The sequence below is a fragment of the Flexilinea flocculi genome (assembly GCF_001192795.1).
Taxonomy (GTDB): domain Bacteria; phylum Chloroflexota; class Anaerolineae; order Anaerolineales; family Anaerolineaceae; genus Flexilinea; species Flexilinea flocculi.
Map to the genome: position 1 here is coordinate 2,077,989 of NZ_DF968181.1, position 16,760 is coordinate 2,094,748.

Genomic DNA, 16,760 nt, shown 5'->3' on the forward strand with positions numbered 1-16,760 from the left:
TACACCATGACAACTTTTTTTATCCTCATCATCTATGCCGCTTTCATCAGCCTGGGGCTTCCGGATTCTCTCCTGGGAACAGCATGGCCTTTGATGCAAGCGGATTTTCAAGTTTCCACCGACAGCGCTGGGATCATCTCCATGATTATCGCAGGCGGAACAATCATTTCCAGCTTCTTCAGCAGCAAGATTATTCGCCGCATTGGAACCGGGAATGTAACGTTCATCAGCATTCTGATGACTGCAATTTCTCTAATGGGATTTCACTTTGCCCCCTCTTTTTTCTGGTTGCCAATTTTTGCAATCCCTCTGGGGTTGGGCGCCGGGTCTATTGATGCCGGTTTGAATGAATTTGTTGCAGAGCATTATGAATCCCGCCACATGAGCTGGCTGCATTGTTTTTGGGGAGTAGGAGCGATGGCAGGGCCGATTCTGCTTTCCCAATTACTGGCTGGAGGTCAAAATTGGCGCAGTGTGTATCAAATCGTCTCCATCATTCAACTGACTCTGGCTGTCGTCATATTCCTGACCTTGCCAATGTGGAAAAAAGTAGCGCGAAGAGATGCAATGCAAAAAGAAGCTTTCCCGTTGGAATCAATTGAAAAAACAAATCCGAAAAAACGATCCGGATTAAAAGAAGTGTTCCGATTAAAAGGAGTTGTCGCAGTGCTCCTCTCAGTGTTATTCTACTGCGGGACTGAACAAACCATGATGTTATGGGGGGCTACCTACCTGATCCGGATTCACGAAATTCAGGTATCGACAGCGGCAGCCTGGATTTCACTCTTTCTTGGAGGTATTACGGTCGGACGATTTCTCTCCGGATTTGTCACTTTAAGAATCGATAACATCCGTATAATTCGCATTGGGCAGATCACAATATTGATCGGGTTGCTGGTGATTATCCTTCCGCTGCCAGAATTTTTCCTGCCAGCAGGGATATTACTTGCCGGACTTGGCTGCGCTCCGATCTATCCCTGCATTCTGCATGAGACACCAGTCCGATTTGGAAAAAATCAGTCGCAGGAAATCATGGGTATTCAGATGGCTGCGGCTTATACTGGGTCCACTTTCTTTCCCCCAATCATCGGATTTATCGGAGCACGGACTTCCATGGTAATTTTGCCATTTTTTCTGTTTCTTTTTACTTCCATTATGCTTCTGACCAGTGAAAGGGTCAATCACCTGACTCGAGAAACAGAAATTCGAAATATGGACAAACTTCTCGAATAGCAAAAGAAAAACGATTATTGTGGTGTTTTTTGCGCTTCGCGCAAAAAACACCACAACAACAAAAAAATTTCCCCGTATTTCGAATTCCTTCTAAAAATTTGTCATTTCTTTGCAAAAAGGATGTTGACGTCTTTGACTATTCGATATATATTTATCGATATAAATATATCGATAAATATATATCGAATAGTCAAAGGAGATCTGCATGAATAGGGATGAACAAAACAAAGCGCCAATATCCAAACAGACATTGAACCGCATGCCGGCATATCTTCTATATCTGAAAAATTTAGATTTACAAGAACGTCAATCAATTTCTGCTTCCGCAATTGCCAGTGATCTGAATCTGAACGAAATTCAAGTAAGAAAAGATTTAGCTGCAGTCAGCTCATCCGGCGGAAAACCGCGGAAAGGCTTTGATATTCATATGCTGATTGAAGATATCAAAGCATATCTCGGTTACGATGATGTCAACAATGCTGTCATTGCAGGCGCAGGAAAATTGGGACAAGCACTACTTTGTTATGATGGCTTTTCAGAATATGGATTAAATATCCTGGCGGCATTTGATTCAGATCCGGCTGTAATCCATCAAAGTGTAAATGCGAAAATGGTCTATCCGATAGAAAAAATGCCGGAAATCTGTCATCTTCTGAATATCCAGATCGGAATTATTACCGTTCCGGCAGCTTATGCACAGCTCGTCTGCGATCAATTTGTCAAAAGCGGAATTCGCGCTATCTGGAATTTCGCACCCGTTTTATTGAATGTTCCGCAAGATATCCTGGTTCAAAATGAAAATATGGCCGTTTCGCTTGCGATCCTGTCCAAACATTTGTCAGTCAAACTGAAGAAAAACGACTGAATTCAAGCAATTCGAAATGTGGAACGACCTTTCGAAATGCAAATTATTGAATGAAATCGAAGAAGATTGAGGGGAAAATGAAAACAAAAATAAGTCTTGAAACAGAAAATATGGAACCCAAAACAATGATCGACATACTGGTCCGAAACGCTGAAGAAGCGCTGAAAGAATTTTTGAAGATGGATCAGGAGCAGATTAACGAAATCGTCCATGCCATGACACTCGCAGGGCTTGAAAATCACTTCAAACTGGCGAAAATGGCGTTTGAAGAGACTGGTCGCGGCATTGTTGAAGATAAAGATATCAAGAATATCTTTGCAACTGAGTATATCTGGCACTCGATCAAAGACCAAAAAACCGTCGGCGTCGTGGATGAAAACGAAATGGAAGGATACATAGAAGTAGCTGAACCAGTCGGCGTTGTGGCAGGCGTGACGCCGGTGACCAATCCGACATCGACTACGATGTTCAAAAGTTTGATCTGTATTAAAACGAGGAATCCGATTATTTTTGGTTTTCATCCGTCAGCTCAAAAATGTTCTTCAGAGGCTGCCCGTATTCTTAAAGAAGCAGCAATCAAGCATGGAGCGCCAGAACATTGTATCCAATGGATTGAGGTCCCTTCAATAGAAGCAACGAATTTATTAATGAATCATCCGGGAGTTTCTATGATTCTGGCAACGGGCGGATCAGGAATGGTCAAATCAGCATACAGCGCCGGTAAACCAGCCCTGGGTGTCGGTCCGGGAAATGTACCTTGCTATATCAACAAAAACGTCAATCTGAAACGCGCCTGTACAGACCTGATTCTTTCAAAATCCTTTGATAACGGGATGATCTGCGCCTCCGAACAGGCAGTCATCGTTGATCAGGATATTCAAGCTGAATTTGAAGTTTTCATGCAAGAGAATCATTGCTACTTCTTGAATGAAGATGAAACGAAAAAGGTATCGGATTTTATCTTTCCTCCCGATTTGCATTCGCTTAATGCAAAGATTGTCGGGCATCCGGCCGCTGAGATTGCAGCGCAAGCAGGAGTCCATGTTCCTGCCGATACGAAAATTCTGCTGGCAAAATTACCCGAGCCATCGCTGAATTATCCGCTCTCATTGGAAAAATTATCTCCGGTTTTAGCCTATTTTGTGTGTAAGGACTCCGATCAGGGTTTTCAATATGCAAAAAAAATGCTGGAATTGGGAGGGCTCGGTCACTCCGCCGTCATTCACAGCAACGATCAGGATTTATGCGTTCGGTACGGTCAGGAAATGAAAGTCGGGCGAGTTATTGTCAATTCGCCTTCTTCGCAGGGAGCGATCGGAGATATCTACAATACGAATACGCCATCCCTTACATTAGGCTGCGGTTCATATGGACGGAATTCGACAACTGCCAATGTCTCCAGTGTAAATTTGATCAATAAGAAAAGGTTGGCTCAAAGGAGAGTCAATATGCAATGGTTCAAAATACCTCCGAAAATTTACTTTGAAAGAGGATCCGTTCAATATCTGGAGAAGATGCCAAATATCACGCGGGCTTTCATCGTCACAGATCCGATCATTCTTAAGTTAGGATATGTAGAAAAATTAACCTATTATCTCGGAAAACGTCCGGATCATATTCATTATGAAGTCTTTTCAGAAGTAGAATCCGATCCATCCGTTGAAACCATTCAACGTGGCGTGGAAGCTATGAATCGCTTTCAGCCGGATGTCATTATCGCTTTAGGCGGCGGGTCCGCAATCGACGCAGCAAAAGGGATGTGGCTTTTCTACGAAAATCCCGATACAGATTTTGACGGGCTTCGATTGAAATTTATGGATATCCGCAAACGTGCCTTTCATTTTCCCAATCTTGGAAAGAAAGCACAGATGGTAGCGATTCCGACAACAAGCGGTACCGGATCCGAGGTGACATCCTTTGCTGTCATCACCGACAAAAAGAACGGCAATATTAAATATCCGCTCGCTGATTACGAATTAACGCCGGATGTTGCAATCATTGATCCGCAATTTGTGGATACGATGCCGAAATCAATTGCAGCTGATACTGGATTGGATGTTCTGACGCATGCAATTGAAGCTTATGTATCGGTACTTGCCTCCGATTACACCGATGGTTTGGCGTTGAAAGCGATCGAACTGGTCTTCCATTATCTGCCCCGCAGTTGGGATGATCCAAAGGATGAGATCGCCCGCGAAAAGATGCACAACGCTTCCTGCATCGCCGGCATGGCATTTACCAATGCCTTTTTAGGCATCAATCATTCACTGGCTCATAAATTGGGAGGAGAGTTTCACATTCCGCACGGCAGAGCCAACGCACTGTTATTGCCGCATGTCATCGAATATAACGCGCAAAAACCTACGAAGTTCACCTCCTTTCCAAAATATTCGGAATTTGTAGCTGATGAAAAATATGCTCAGATCGCAAGGTTTATGGGATTTGGAGGCGAAACAAAAGAAGAACAAATCCAAAATCTGATAAAAGCCGTTAAAAACTTGATGGAACGGGTGGCTTTGCCAAAAAGTATCCAGGAATGCGGTATTGAGGAAAAGACATTTCTCGCTTCTTTGGAAAAAATGTCAGAAAATGCCTTCGAAGATCAGTGTACCAATGCAAATCCAAGGTATCCGCTGATCTCCGAGCTTCAGGAGCTGTATAAGAAAGCGTTCTATGGCTGATCAAAAGAAACGCGCTCGAAATAAGCGCGTTTCTTTTTTCCTTTTAAACCGAATAATCGAAGAACCAAGTCTAAGTCATTAGTAGAAAATTTTAAAGAAACAGGACAGCCAATTTTTCTATATGATGCTTATCGATCAGTATTAATTCAAAATATGGGGAGAAATATTTATTGTTAAATTATTGTTGTGATGTTTTTTTACTTTGTGCAAAAACATCACAACAACAAATCTTCTCGATTGATTCGAAAGAATGGTTTATATTATGAATTACTGATCAATCATTTAAAAATCTTTCATTCCTTTTCGATCAGTCATTCATTTATCATTCCATTAAGATCCTTGTTTTTCCAAAGCTGCGCGCACAAAACCAAGAAAAAGCGGATGAGCCCGATTCGGACGGCTCTTAAATTCCGGGTGAAATTGAACACCAATAAAAAATGAATTTGAAGGAATTTCAATTGTTTCGACAATGTGCCCGTTCGGAGAAATCCCGCTGATTTTCATTCCCATCTTCTCGATCATTTCCCGATACTCATTATTAAACTCATAGCGATGGCGATGGCGTTCCGAAATCAGTTCTTGCTGATAGCAGCGCTCCAACAAGGTACCCTTCACAATTTTACAGGGATAACTGCCAAGCCGCATGGTCCCGCCTTTGGCAATTTCATTGCTTTGATCCGGCATAAAGTCTATAACCAAATTCTGTGAATTTTCATTAAACTCTCTTGAATTTGCATCGCTCAGGCCACAGATGGTACGCGCATACTCAATAACGGCAATCTGCATACCCAGGCATAATCCAAGGTATGGAATATTCTTTTCACGAGCATATTTTGCGGACAGGATCATACCTTCAATTCCACGGTTCCCAAAGCCCCCGGGAATGATGATACCAGAACAACCTGAAAGCAGCTGATCGATGTTTTCTTCACAGACACATTCTGAATCGACCCAGTTGATTTCCACCTTCGATCCCAGCTCATAACCTGCATGCTGCAGCGCCTCCATCACAGAAAGATACGCATCATGCAGCTTCGTGTACTTGCCTACCAGAGCGATTTTTACTGTCTTGTTCCGTTTTTCAATTCGATCCACCATCTTTTTCCAGTCAGAAAGGTCTGGGTCGGATGCTTTAATCGCTAATTCCCTGCACACAATTTCGGAAAAATGGCTCTTTTCGAGCATTAAAGGCGCTTCGTATAATACGGAAATGGTTTTATTCTCGATAACACAATCAGGTTTTACATTACAAAACAGGGAGATTTTATTGATAATTTCGTGTTCAATGGGTTCGTCACAGCGCAGAACAATGATACGGGGAGAAATTCCCATTGATTGCAATTCCTTTACGGAATGTTGTGTCGGTTTGGATTTTTGTTCCCCCGAACTTTTTAAAAATGGAACCAAAGTAACATGAATAAACAGGCAGTTTTCCTGTCCGACTTCAATCGCAACCTGGCGGATTGCTTCCAAAAATGGCTGGCTTTCAATATCGCCGGCTGTTCCGCCGATTTCTGTAATGACAACATCCGCATTGGATTTTGAGCCAACATTATAAATAAAGGATTTGATTTCATTGGTGATATGCGGAATAACCTGAACTGTTTCTCCTAAATATTCTCCATTGCGCTCTTTATTTAATACATTCCAATAGACTTTTCCAGTTGTCAGGTTCGAAAACTTGTTCAGATCCTCGTCAATAAATCGTTCGTAATGCCCCAGATCGAGATCGGTTTCTGCACCGTCTTCGGTAACAAAAACTTCACCATGCTGATATGGATTCATCGTTCCTGGATCCACATTGATATAAGGATCCAGTTTTTGCGCAGCGACTTTCAGACCGCGTGTTTTTAACAAACGGCCGAGTGATGCTGCCGTGATACCTTTTCCGAGGCCGGAAACAACCCCTCCTGTTACAAAAATAAATTTTGTCATAAAAACTCCCCAATTCGATGTACATTCAATGACAAACACGGTTCTGAATCAGCAAAAATACAGAAGGATTATACCTGTTCCTAAAATACTTGCGATTACCAAAATAGATTTTTAAGAAATTGTTTTTCTATTTTGCCTGAAGTTGGAGATTTCATCGGAAAAATTCTTCATAAAAAAATTTTATCCTGTTTTCTATTTTATAAGACCAGTCTTATTCTGGAAATTAAAAAATTTAGAAAGGATCCTTTATTGTTTTGATATTTTTTCACAGAGAATTAGTAAATTCAATGATTAGTTTTTTCCTTTTTGTATAATTACTTGTTTTATGAAAAGAATTCTTTGTTATTCGATTGAATTCCTGATTTCTTTTATAATCTTCGGATACAGTAATTCGAAATATGGATTGACTTTTTGAATTAAGAAAGAAAATCAGTTGTTCTTATAGTTGTTCTTATAGTTGTGCGTGAAACGAAAAACTATAAGAACAACAAAAAATCCTTTTGATATTTAGAATTACCAAAATAAATACCAGATTCAAACGGAGGGTTTATCATGCTGATACTTGGAATTAGAGGTAGACATACAGAAATTGTGACCATGGAAAAAGCAGCCAGTTCACTGGGAAGCGGCGGTTTGGATGTTTACGGCACACCAGCCATGATAGCATTGATGGAAGGTACTGCCCTATACAGTGTTCAACCATATCTGGACCCGGGAATGACAACCGTAGGTACGCTTGTAAATATTCAGCACAAAGCGGCAACACCAATTGGATCCACTGTTACTTGTGAAAGCGAACTGATTGAAATTGACCGTAAAAGACTTGTTTTCCATGTTGTCGTTTCAGATGAAAATGGAGAAATTGGAAGCGGAGTACACGAGCGCTTCATTGTCAACATCGATCAGTTCCTTGAAAAAGTCAAACAAAGAAAATAGAAATCTAATTTTCTCAATCGGAAAGCATGATCAAATCTCGCAGCAATTCGAATTATGGATTGACATTTCGAATCCATCAATAAAATTTGTTATTCTTATGGGTTAGCGTAAACTCATAAGAATAACAAATATTTCATTTCATATATCGAATCACTACTATTCGACGTAAATACATGCTAAAAACTTTACAGAATCATGACAAAAAGCAGAAGGTTCCTTTGTATAATTACAAATAGAAAACAAACCATTGGAGATTCAGCAATTTATAATTTGGAAGATCCAATAAATCAGGAAAGTAAGTTTGATGGTAATTTGTTAATATACAAATCGAATAATAAAGAAAAGATAAAATCCTGCAAAAATTTGGACTGCTAGGGATTACAGAATAATGAAAAAGAAAACTTCGTGGTATAAAATCATTCTGATCGGGATATTGCTGATCTGGACATTATTTCCAATTTATTGGATGATCTCTCTTTCGCTGCGAAACAGTGCAGAATTGCGATCATCAATTCCATTAATACCCCAATCCTTCGCAACCGAACATTTTTCAAGATTATTTACAGAAAAAGATTTTGGCAGAGCATTGTTTAACAGTCTTCAGGTAACCGTAATATCCTTATTTTTTGCTTTGGCATTTGGATTGGCCACAGCATATATTCTGTCCCGAAAGCGATTGAAAATTACCGGCGGAGACGTCTCATTATTTTGGATTCTTTTAGTCAGAATCTTACCGCCAATTGCATTTGCGATTCCGCTGTATCTTATCATGACTCGGCTCAATTTGATTCAAACGAAAATACCGATCATTTCCGCACACATCATGATCAATATTGCTTTTATTGTTTGGTTTATGATCACCTTCTTCATCACACTGCCTGAAGAAATGGAAGACAGCGCCCGAATTGACGGTGCATCTGAAATGCAGCTTCTGACAAAAATTATTTTTCCACTGGTAATGCCGGGAGTAGCTTCAGTTGCAATCCTTGCGTTTATGACCTCCTGGAATGAGTATTTATATGGGGTGATATTTATACAGAGTCCAAAAAATTATACAATTCCGCTGATTCTGGCTACATTGAATTCAGAACAGGAATTAGCGGATTACGGTTTGATTGCAGCCGGCGGGACTATATCTTTAATTCCCATACTCCTGTTCGTTATTTTCGCTCAAAACTATCTGATCAGCGGCCTTTCCAGCGGCGCTGTAAAAGAGTAAGGATTCTAAGAATTCCTTATTGCAGGAAAATTATAAAAACCTTATAAGAATTGAAAGGAAAAAAATGAAGAAAATTTTAGTTGTCACGATCATGTTGTTGTCTGTCATCCTCTTGACCAGTGCGTTCGCACCAGCCAATCAGGAAACGCTGACGATTGCTGCCCGCGGCGGATCCCACGTGGATGCAATGGAAGCAGTCAAAGGTGAATTTGAAACCGCCAATAATGTTAAAATTGAGATTTTAGGTCTTGAAAGCGCCGATCTCAAACAAAAAATTGGTCTCGATTCCGTCAACAAGACCGGACAATTGGATCTGATCATGATTGATGATCCATGGATGCCGGAATTTGCTGAAAGCGGGATCATGGCCAACCTGACAGAGATGGGTTATGTGGAAGATGAGGATTTTGCTGCGCCTTCCCGCGCAATCGGAAAAGACCCCTATGGTGAAGGTGATGTCTATGCGCTCCCATATTCCGGAAATGTGATGCTTTTCTTCTACAATAAAGACCTTTTCGATTCGAAATCGCTTTCTGTTCCCACTGACTGGAAGTCCGTTTTGGATATCGCAAAACAGATGAAAAGCGATGGAAAAATCGGCTATGTCATCCGCGGTCAGCAAGGAAATCCGATTGTAACCGATTATCTGCCGATTCTCTGGTCATTCGGCGGAAATGTATTTGATGCAGATTGGAATGTAACGATTAACTCTCCGGAAGCTAAAGCAGCATTGGAACTCTATATGGAATTGCTTGCCAACGGCGTAAACTATGAAAAGAATGACATCGTTGCCGCTGTATCTGAAGGGAAAGCCGCAATGTCTCTGGGATGGCCTTCCTGGTACATTTCTGGCGCAGACGCAAAAGCTGCCTATGCCCCGATCCCCGGTAAAGTAGATGCGGATTCTGAATTGCACGGCTCCGGTATGATTGGAAACTGGATGATGGCAGTCACCGCCAATTCTCATAACAAAGAATTAGCGCTCGAGTTTTTGAAATTTGTCACTTCTGCTGAAAATCAAAAAATTGAAGCAACCTTCGGTGGAGTTCCAACACGAGCAAGCGTCCTGACTGATCCAGAATTAACCGCGAAATATCCATATTTCCCAACACTTCTGGAAGCCACCAACAACTCGGTTGTCCGGCCGCGAACTCCGCTTTGGAGCAATGTAGAAACCGCATTAGGAACAGAGCTTTCCAGCGCCATATCGGGTGTCAAGACTGTGGATCAGGCTCTGACTGATGCCGCAGCCGCTATCACCGCTATAATGGCTGAGTAATTTGTCCTTCGTTTATCGTATCAAACCTGTCATCTCTTAAGGGATGACAGGTTTCCTGATTGAGGTCATTTTTGAAACAAAACAAAAAGTTTTCATATTTGATGTCTCTTCCAACCGTCATCATTCTGGCATTTTTGACGGTTTTTCCGCTGGGATATACGATCTATTACAGTTTTACCAATTTCAATATGCTGAAGCCGAAAACATTGAAATTTATCGGCCTGTCCAATTTCGAAAAAATCCTCGCGGACTCCTATTTCCAGCAGGCACTGCTGAACACATTGAAATTTATGGTACTGGCAGTCATTCTTGAAACAGGAATTGGATTGCTGGTTGCGTTACTCGTTAACAGTCTGACAAAAGACCAGAAAATCATACGCACTTTACTCTTGCTGCCTGTTGTTCTGCCTCCGGTCACGGTAGCATTAATTTGGCGTATTATGCTATCTAATAATTATGGCATTATCAATAAATTATTAGAGCTCATCGGTATTGCACCGGTCAGTTGGCTGAATGATGTCAGAACTGCCTTTTATTGCATCCTGGTGATCGATGTCTGGCAGTACATGCCATTTGCTTTCCTGTTGATTTATGCTTCTTTGCAATCCGTGCCTGAATCACAATATGAAGCTGCACAAATTGACGGAGCCAATGCCTTCCATCGTTTCTGGTACATAACCATTCCCAATATCATGGGTGGGATCGTGCTCGTCATCCTGTTGCGGTCGATCGATTCGATCCGCTTGTTTGACAAAGTCAATATACTGACAAGAGGCGGTCCGGCGAATACAACAGCCACAATTACTCAATACATTTACAATTACGGCGTCGGTAATTATCGGATCGGCTTCAGTTCAGCCGGCGCAATCGTAATGACATTGATTGTATTGCTCATTTCCTCGTTGTACGTTAAACGGGCTTTCCAAAGAAATTAGCCACCGTATACTCCTGAATTCCAGTTTCATGATGGTTTTTTGTAAAATAATTTGAGAGTTGAACTGGATTTCCAAATTAAAAAAGTGAAAATGATTGGTTATTTATTTTTTGCGTTTCATGTAAGAAATAAATAACCAATATTAATTTAACCGCTATTTCGAATCATATCGATCAACAAAACGAATCTGAAATTCGAAATATGGGAAGTAAGAGGAACAATTAAGAAATGTCTAAAAAATAAAAAGACTCTTACCTAAATGAATCATGCAATTTTTAAAACGATTTGAAAACAAATCAAAGGGAATGGATGAAACCTGTCATAGGATTGAAGCAATCTCCTACAATAGGCGAAAATAGATTGCTTCTCTATGATTGCAATGACGGATTCATCCAAGAATGATTCACCAAATAAAATTTTGGCACATAGAACAGAATTAAAACAACATCTGATAGTTTTTTGGATAATTCGGATTGCTGGAAACAAATTCTATCAATGGTAAAATATCTTCTGTTATGACAAAAGACAATTTCTCATTTGAATTATTAGCAACCGATGGAAAAGCGCGCGCCGGTATTTTTCATACACCGCATGGTCCGATTCCTACGCCTATCTTTGCCCCTGTTGGCACACAGGCTACTGTTAAAGCAGTCACCCCTGAGCAACTGGAAGCGTTGGATGCCAGTCTGGTATTATCCAATACCTATCATCTCTATCTCCGTCCAGGCGCCGATCTGGTTGCTGAACTTGGTGGACTGCACCAGTTCATGGCATGGCCCAAACCGATTCTCACCGATTCGGGTGGATTTCAGGTTTTTTCCCTGACAGGATTGCGAAAGATCGATGATGATGGCGTCACATTTAAAAGTTATCTGGACGGCTCCATACACCGTTTCAGCCCTGAGATTTCGATCGCAGTTCAGGAAAAATTGGGCGCGGATATCATCATGGCTTTTGATGAATGCTCAAATCCCAATGATTATGCCTACAACATAAAATCCATGGAAAGAACTCATCGCTGGCTGGAGCGTTGCATAGCGGCAAAAAAGCGGAATGATCAAGCGCTGTTTGGAATTGTCCAAGGCGGCATCTTTGAAGATTTACGAAAAGCCTCCGCAGAATTTGTTTCATCCTTTGACCTTCCCGGTTTTGCGATCGGCGGGCTGTCGGTAGGAGAAAGTAAAGCGGAAATGAATGCCATACTGGATATTGTGCCGGCCATGCTTCCGAATAACAAACCGCGTTACCTGATGGGAGTAGGTTCTCCGGAAGATTTGATTAACGGAATTTTGCGAGGAATTGATATTTTTGATTGTGTTCTTCCGACAAGGCTTGCCAGGCATGGAGCTGCCATGACTTTTTTGGGTCGCTTAAATATGAATAATGCCATATTTGCTCATGACTCCAGACCGATCACAGAAGAGTGTGATTGCTATGCCTGCCGTAATTTCAGCCGCGCTTATATCCGCCATTTAATCCTATCCAAAGAGATGCTGGCAGCGACTTTGCTTTCCATCCATAATATTGCGACATTGGAAAAACTGGTCAAACAATCACGACAAGCAATTTTCGATGGGACTTATACACAATACGCAGAAAATTTTTTGAAAAACTACAAAACCGTATCTTAATAAAATCTGATCAGCTATAAAAAAACAGACCGGTTATGACTGGTCTGTTTCTTTTTCAGCAGGTTTCCAACCGATTTTTTTCAATTTTGCATAATCAGCAGCAGATAGTGCCGCTTTCTCCAGTAAATCCGGGCGGCGTTCCCATGTCCGCCGGAGTGATTGTTCGCGCCGCCAGTCAGCAATCAATGCGTGATTTCCGCTGAGAAGAATTTCTGGAACTTTCCAACCGCGAAAATTCTCCGGCCGTGTGTAATGCGGGTATTCCAACAAGTTTTCCGCATGCGAATCATCTTGAGCTCCATCCGGGTCACCAAGCACACCAGAAATATTCCGGCTGATCGCGTCGATAAGAACCAGTGCAGGAAGTTCCCCTCCTGTAAGAACATAATCGCCAATCGAGATTTCATCAGTCACTAAATGCTGTCGAATTCGTTCATCGAACCCTTCATAACGTCCGCACAACAGCGCAACATGAGGAATGCGGGCGAAATTTTGCGCATCTTTCTGTGTAAAAACTCGCCCTTGCGGTGTTAAAAGGATAATCGGGCATTCCGGGGGCACACCTAACACGCCTTCAATTGCATGAAACACCGGTTCAGGTTTCATGACCATACCGCCGCCACCACCATAAGGTGGTTCATCGGTGACATGATGCTTCCCGGAAGCCCAATCCCGGATATCATGCACAGCCACCTCGATTAACTGATTTTCGATCGCTTTCAACAGTATACTGCTGTTTAAATAATCATTAAAAACCTGGGGGAAGAGTGAAAAAACGTCAAATTTCATGGTTCAATTGTATGTTGAAATGCATGATTGTAAAGGAAATCATCAGTAATTCAGCAGTTTAATAAATGAAAAGGATTCTTTGTTGTTAAGATGTTTTTGTGCTTTGCACAAAACATCTTAACAACAAACTTCTTTCTCGATTGATTCAAATAGCGAGTCTATATTTCGAATTACGATCAGTTATTCGAGGTAATTGCAGGATTAATACGAATTGCAACCTTTGCAGAAATTCTAAAAATAAAGGTATAAATAGGGATGAGTCGACCTTTAACTGGAGGGACATCATATGAAGATACTTCTCGCATCATTGCGGCAAATAGTAATTACGAAATCTTCGGTCCACTGGATAGCTAAGATTTTCCTTCTGTTGCTGATGTTGAGTTTTTCGGAAAAAGAAATATATGCAAAAGATACTGGCACTGCGGTGATCTCACCGCAAGACATTCAGAAATTCGAAACGTATCTATCGGATCAAAGTACACCGCAGCCGGATTTTTCCGATCAGCCGAAAGGGAATGGTCTGGATACGTCCGAAATGGTCTATGTTCCAGCCGGAGAATTTATCATGGGGGCTGATTCAGAGAATCATCAGGCGATGTCCTGGGAAAAACCATCACATGAAGTTATTCTCGACGCATTTTGGATTGACAAGCATGAAGTGACCAACGGGCAGTTTGCTAAATGTGTCGCCTCGGGTTATTGTGTTCAGCCAAGATCGGTTGCCAGTAAAACCAGGCCACAATACTATGGCCTAGCGGATTTCGCAGATTATCCAGTCATCTATGTTGATTGGAATCAGGCTTATTACTATTGCGCCTGGGTTGGGAAGCGACTTCCAACTGAAGCAGAATGGGAAAAGGCAGCCAGAGGAACTGACAGCAACTACTATCCCTGGGGCAATGAAGGAGATCCGGTTGAATTGATGAACTGCGGTCATCTACAGGATGGTGATACGGAAAAAGTCGGATCATATCCAGATGGTGCAAGCCCATATGGAGCATTGGATATGGCAGGCAATGTATGGGAATGGACTGCTGATTTATTTGACAGGAAAGCGTACAGCAACAGTCCGCGTGAAAATCCAAAAGGCGGAATAGAAGGTCAAATACATACTGTTCGCGGTCTTTCCTGGGCTTATAACGCAACCTATCAGTCCATGACAATCCGCAACAGGGCAGATGCATACGCATTTTCCTATGATTTAGGATTTCGCTGCGCTTTCTCAGAGCCGGTTCAGCAACATTAATAATCAATTAGATCTGTTCTTGTTAAATAACAGCGATTCGAAATTTAAATCAAACTTCCGTTCCAATTAAGAAATTTTTGTTGTACCTTTTTATTTTTTCAATTCGAAAGATAAGGAATATTCTTTGATATTGTGATGGCTTTGCGCAGAGCGCAAAGCCATCACAATATCAGATTTCCCGCTTTTTGTGCGAAAAGTCAATCCAAATTTGATTATGCAACCCTTTTTCTGTAAATTAGAGTCTGAAATATCCATAGATCTTTAAGAATTCATAAACTTGCCAGTACAAAAATGTTTTCCGATCTGCCATTCTTCGCAGGTCTCCATCAGTAATGCCGAGACCAACCTGAGACAAGAAGCTTGATTTGGAAACACACCAACCACTCTTGTCCGTCTGCGAATCTCTTTATTAATCCTCTCCAGACTATTGGTTGTTCGTATCGTTCTTCGATGTTCCAATGGAAAATCAAAAACCAAAAAACCCTCAAAAAGGTTATTTTCGAGCCAAGATGAAAGCCGCGGAGCAGAAATAGCATACTTCTGGATGGCGCTCTGCAAGAGCTCTTCTGCTGTCTTTCGATCAGGAGCATTAAATATGGCTCTGATGTCTGCTGCCACTTCCAATCTCATCGATTGTCTGGGCAGATAAGCTCCGGCATTCTGTTGCAGATGGAACTGACACCGTTGCCAGGGAATACCGCCAAAAACTGCTCTTCTGGCTGCCCCTAGACCTTCATGGTCATCACTGATAATCAGCTTTATTCCGTGTAACCCTCGCTCTTTTAGACTCTTTAAAAATGCTTTCCAATGTGTTTCATGCTCACTAAGCGAAACTGAAACCCCAAGTATTTGCCGTTCGCCTTCTGGCGTAATGCCAGAGGCCACCAAAACCGCTGCATCTCTTACTTGTCCTGCTTCACGAATCTTCTCATATCGGGCATCCACAAAGAGATAGCTGATCTCTCCTAATGGCCTTTCACGCCATTCTTGCAGTACTTCGTCCAATTGCGCTGTTGCCCGGCTGACTTGTGTGGCTGAGACCTCAATCCCACAAAGCTGTTCCGTAATGGTTTTTACCTTCCGAGTCGATACTCCCTGTACATACATTTCAGCCAGTGTGATCGTAAGGGCTCTTTCACTTCGCAGTCCCTTTTCCAGAGCACTGGGATAAAAACCACCCTCTCTAACCTGTGGAACTGCAAAGGTAATGTTTCCTATCCTGGTCTGTATCGTCTTCGGTTTGAAACCATTTGCATGTCCCTTGCGATCCTTTGTGCGTTCGTACTGTTCAGCTTGTAAGTACCTTGATCTTTCTACTTGCATGGCGTTATTTATCAGCACTCGCATCATTTCTGGAATTGCTTCCAATCCTTTTTCCGCTATTTCCTCTGCAAAGGTATAATTATTTGGGTGAGTCATTTCTAGTCTCCTTTTATGGTTTGGTTACTATAAGGATACTTCTGACTCACCTCTTTTGTTAAGGTTCTTTATTTTACAGAAAATATGTTACACCAACCCAAATTTCAAATGAATGGTTGATAAAACAGTATTTCTAAAATTTTCCCGATTTTATTATTAAAAATTTGTTAGAAATATAAAAATAATCTTGACAATCCCCTTTGAGAGGATTATTATAAGATTTGTAATTAGCACTCACTATTTTTGAGTGCTAAAATAATGAAAAAGTCTTAAAACAGTCCATATTTGGAGGAAAAAAATGAATTTAAAGCCATTAGGTAACCGAGTTGTTGTTGAACCGATTGAAGAAGAGGATATCACCGCCGGAGGTATTGTACTTCCTGAAACCGCTAAAGAAAAACCGCAAAAAGGCAATGTAATTTCTGTTGGTCCTGGTGAAAGAAATGAAAAAGGTGACCGAATTCTGATGGACATCAAAAAAGGCGACGTTGTTCTGTATGCAAAATATGCCGGCACTGAAATTAAAGTCAGCGGCAAGAAACTGCTCATCCTCCGCGAGAGTGACGTCCTCGCAATTGTTGAATAATTTTTCG

General features: G+C 41.5%; 13 protein-coding genes. 10 read left to right on the forward strand and 3 right to left on the reverse strand.

Going from position 1 to position 16,760, the window contains the following annotated elements:
• Nucleotides 1-6 precede the first annotated feature (6 nt).
• The 3 genes from ATC1_RS13610 (at nt 7) to adhE (ending at nt 4,779) form a co-directional block, all read left to right on the forward strand.
• Entirely contained in the window at nt 7-1,233 is a 1,227-nt protein-coding gene (locus ATC1_RS13610; RefSeq protein WP_062283430.1) for an MFS transporter, read from the forward strand.
• A gap of 205 nt (nt 1,234-1,438) precedes the next feature.
• Entirely contained in the window at nt 1,439-2,098 is a 660-nt protein-coding gene (locus tag ATC1_RS13615) for a redox-sensing transcriptional repressor Rex (protein ID WP_062283433.1), read from the forward strand.
• Nucleotides 2,099-2,175: 77 nt separating this feature from the next.
• Complete coding sequence (gene adhE, locus ATC1_RS13620; protein WP_062283435.1) at nt 2,176-4,779, forward strand: bifunctional acetaldehyde-CoA/alcohol dehydrogenase; 2,604 nt, start codon at nt 2,176-2,178, stop codon at nt 4,777-4,779.
• A 330-nt stretch (nt 4,780-5,109) separates the two neighbouring features.
• Here adhE and ATC1_RS13625 read toward each other — a convergent pair whose 3' ends face one another.
• Entirely contained in the window at nt 5,110-6,714 is a 1,605-nt protein-coding gene (locus ATC1_RS13625) for a CTP synthase (protein ID WP_062283438.1), read from the reverse strand.
• Nucleotides 6,715-7,266: 552 nt separating this feature from the next.
• Between ATC1_RS13625 and ATC1_RS13630 the strand changes: the two genes are divergently transcribed.
• The 5 genes from ATC1_RS13630 to tgt all read left to right on the forward strand — a co-directional run bounded on the left by ATC1_RS13630 (nt 7,267) and on the right by tgt (nt 12,713).
• Nucleotides 7,267-7,650, forward strand: a complete 384-nt coding sequence (locus tag ATC1_RS13630; protein WP_062283440.1) for a thioesterase family protein — start codon at nt 7,267-7,269, stop codon at nt 7,648-7,650.
• Between the two features lie 388 nt (nt 7,651-8,038).
• Nucleotides 8,039-8,869: a carbohydrate ABC transporter permease gene (locus tag ATC1_RS13635; protein ID WP_062283444.1), complete on the forward strand. Its 831-nt coding sequence runs from the start codon at nt 8,039-8,041 to the stop codon at nt 8,867-8,869.
• 64 nt (nt 8,870-8,933) lie between these two features.
• Nucleotides 8,934-10,148, forward strand: coding sequence for an ABC transporter substrate-binding protein (locus ATC1_RS13640; RefSeq protein ID WP_062283446.1), 1,215 nt, complete (start codon nt 8,934-8,936; stop codon nt 10,146-10,148).
• A 71-nt stretch (nt 10,149-10,219) separates the two neighbouring features.
• Nucleotides 10,220-11,083 (forward strand): carbohydrate ABC transporter permease, encoded by an 864-nt coding sequence (locus ATC1_RS13645; RefSeq protein ID WP_201777296.1) that lies wholly within the window; start codon nt 10,220-10,222, stop codon nt 11,081-11,083.
• 472 nt (nt 11,084-11,555) lie between these two features.
• A complete protein-coding gene (gene tgt / locus ATC1_RS13650; RefSeq protein WP_201777297.1) occupies nt 11,556-12,713 on the forward strand; it encodes a tRNA guanosine(34) transglycosylase Tgt in 1,158 nt (385 codons plus the stop codon).
• 33 nt (nt 12,714-12,746) lie between these two features.
• Here tgt and trmD read toward each other — a convergent pair whose 3' ends face one another.
• On the reverse strand, nt 12,747-13,502 hold the full coding sequence (trmD, locus tag ATC1_RS13655) for a tRNA (guanosine(37)-N1)-methyltransferase TrmD (RefSeq protein WP_062283453.1): 756 nt from the start codon (nt 13,500-13,502) through the stop codon (nt 12,747-12,749).
• Between the two features lie 286 nt (nt 13,503-13,788).
• Between trmD and ATC1_RS13660 the strand changes: the two genes are divergently transcribed.
• Nucleotides 13,789-14,748: a formylglycine-generating enzyme family protein gene (locus ATC1_RS13660; protein WP_062283456.1), complete on the forward strand. Its 960-nt coding sequence runs from the start codon at nt 13,789-13,791 to the stop codon at nt 14,746-14,748.
• A 261-nt stretch (nt 14,749-15,009) separates the two neighbouring features.
• Here ATC1_RS13660 and ATC1_RS13665 read toward each other — a convergent pair whose 3' ends face one another.
• On the reverse strand, nt 15,010-16,167 hold the full coding sequence (locus tag ATC1_RS13665) for an IS256 family transposase (protein ID WP_062278182.1): 1,158 nt from the start codon (nt 16,165-16,167) through the stop codon (nt 15,010-15,012).
• 298 nt (nt 16,168-16,465) lie between these two features.
• On the opposite strand from ATC1_RS13665, the gene groES reads away from it, so the two are divergent.
• Nucleotides 16,466-16,753, forward strand: coding sequence for a co-chaperone GroES (gene groES, locus ATC1_RS13670; RefSeq protein ID WP_062283459.1), 288 nt, complete (start codon nt 16,466-16,468; stop codon nt 16,751-16,753).
• Nucleotides 16,754-16,760 lie beyond the last annotated feature (7 nt).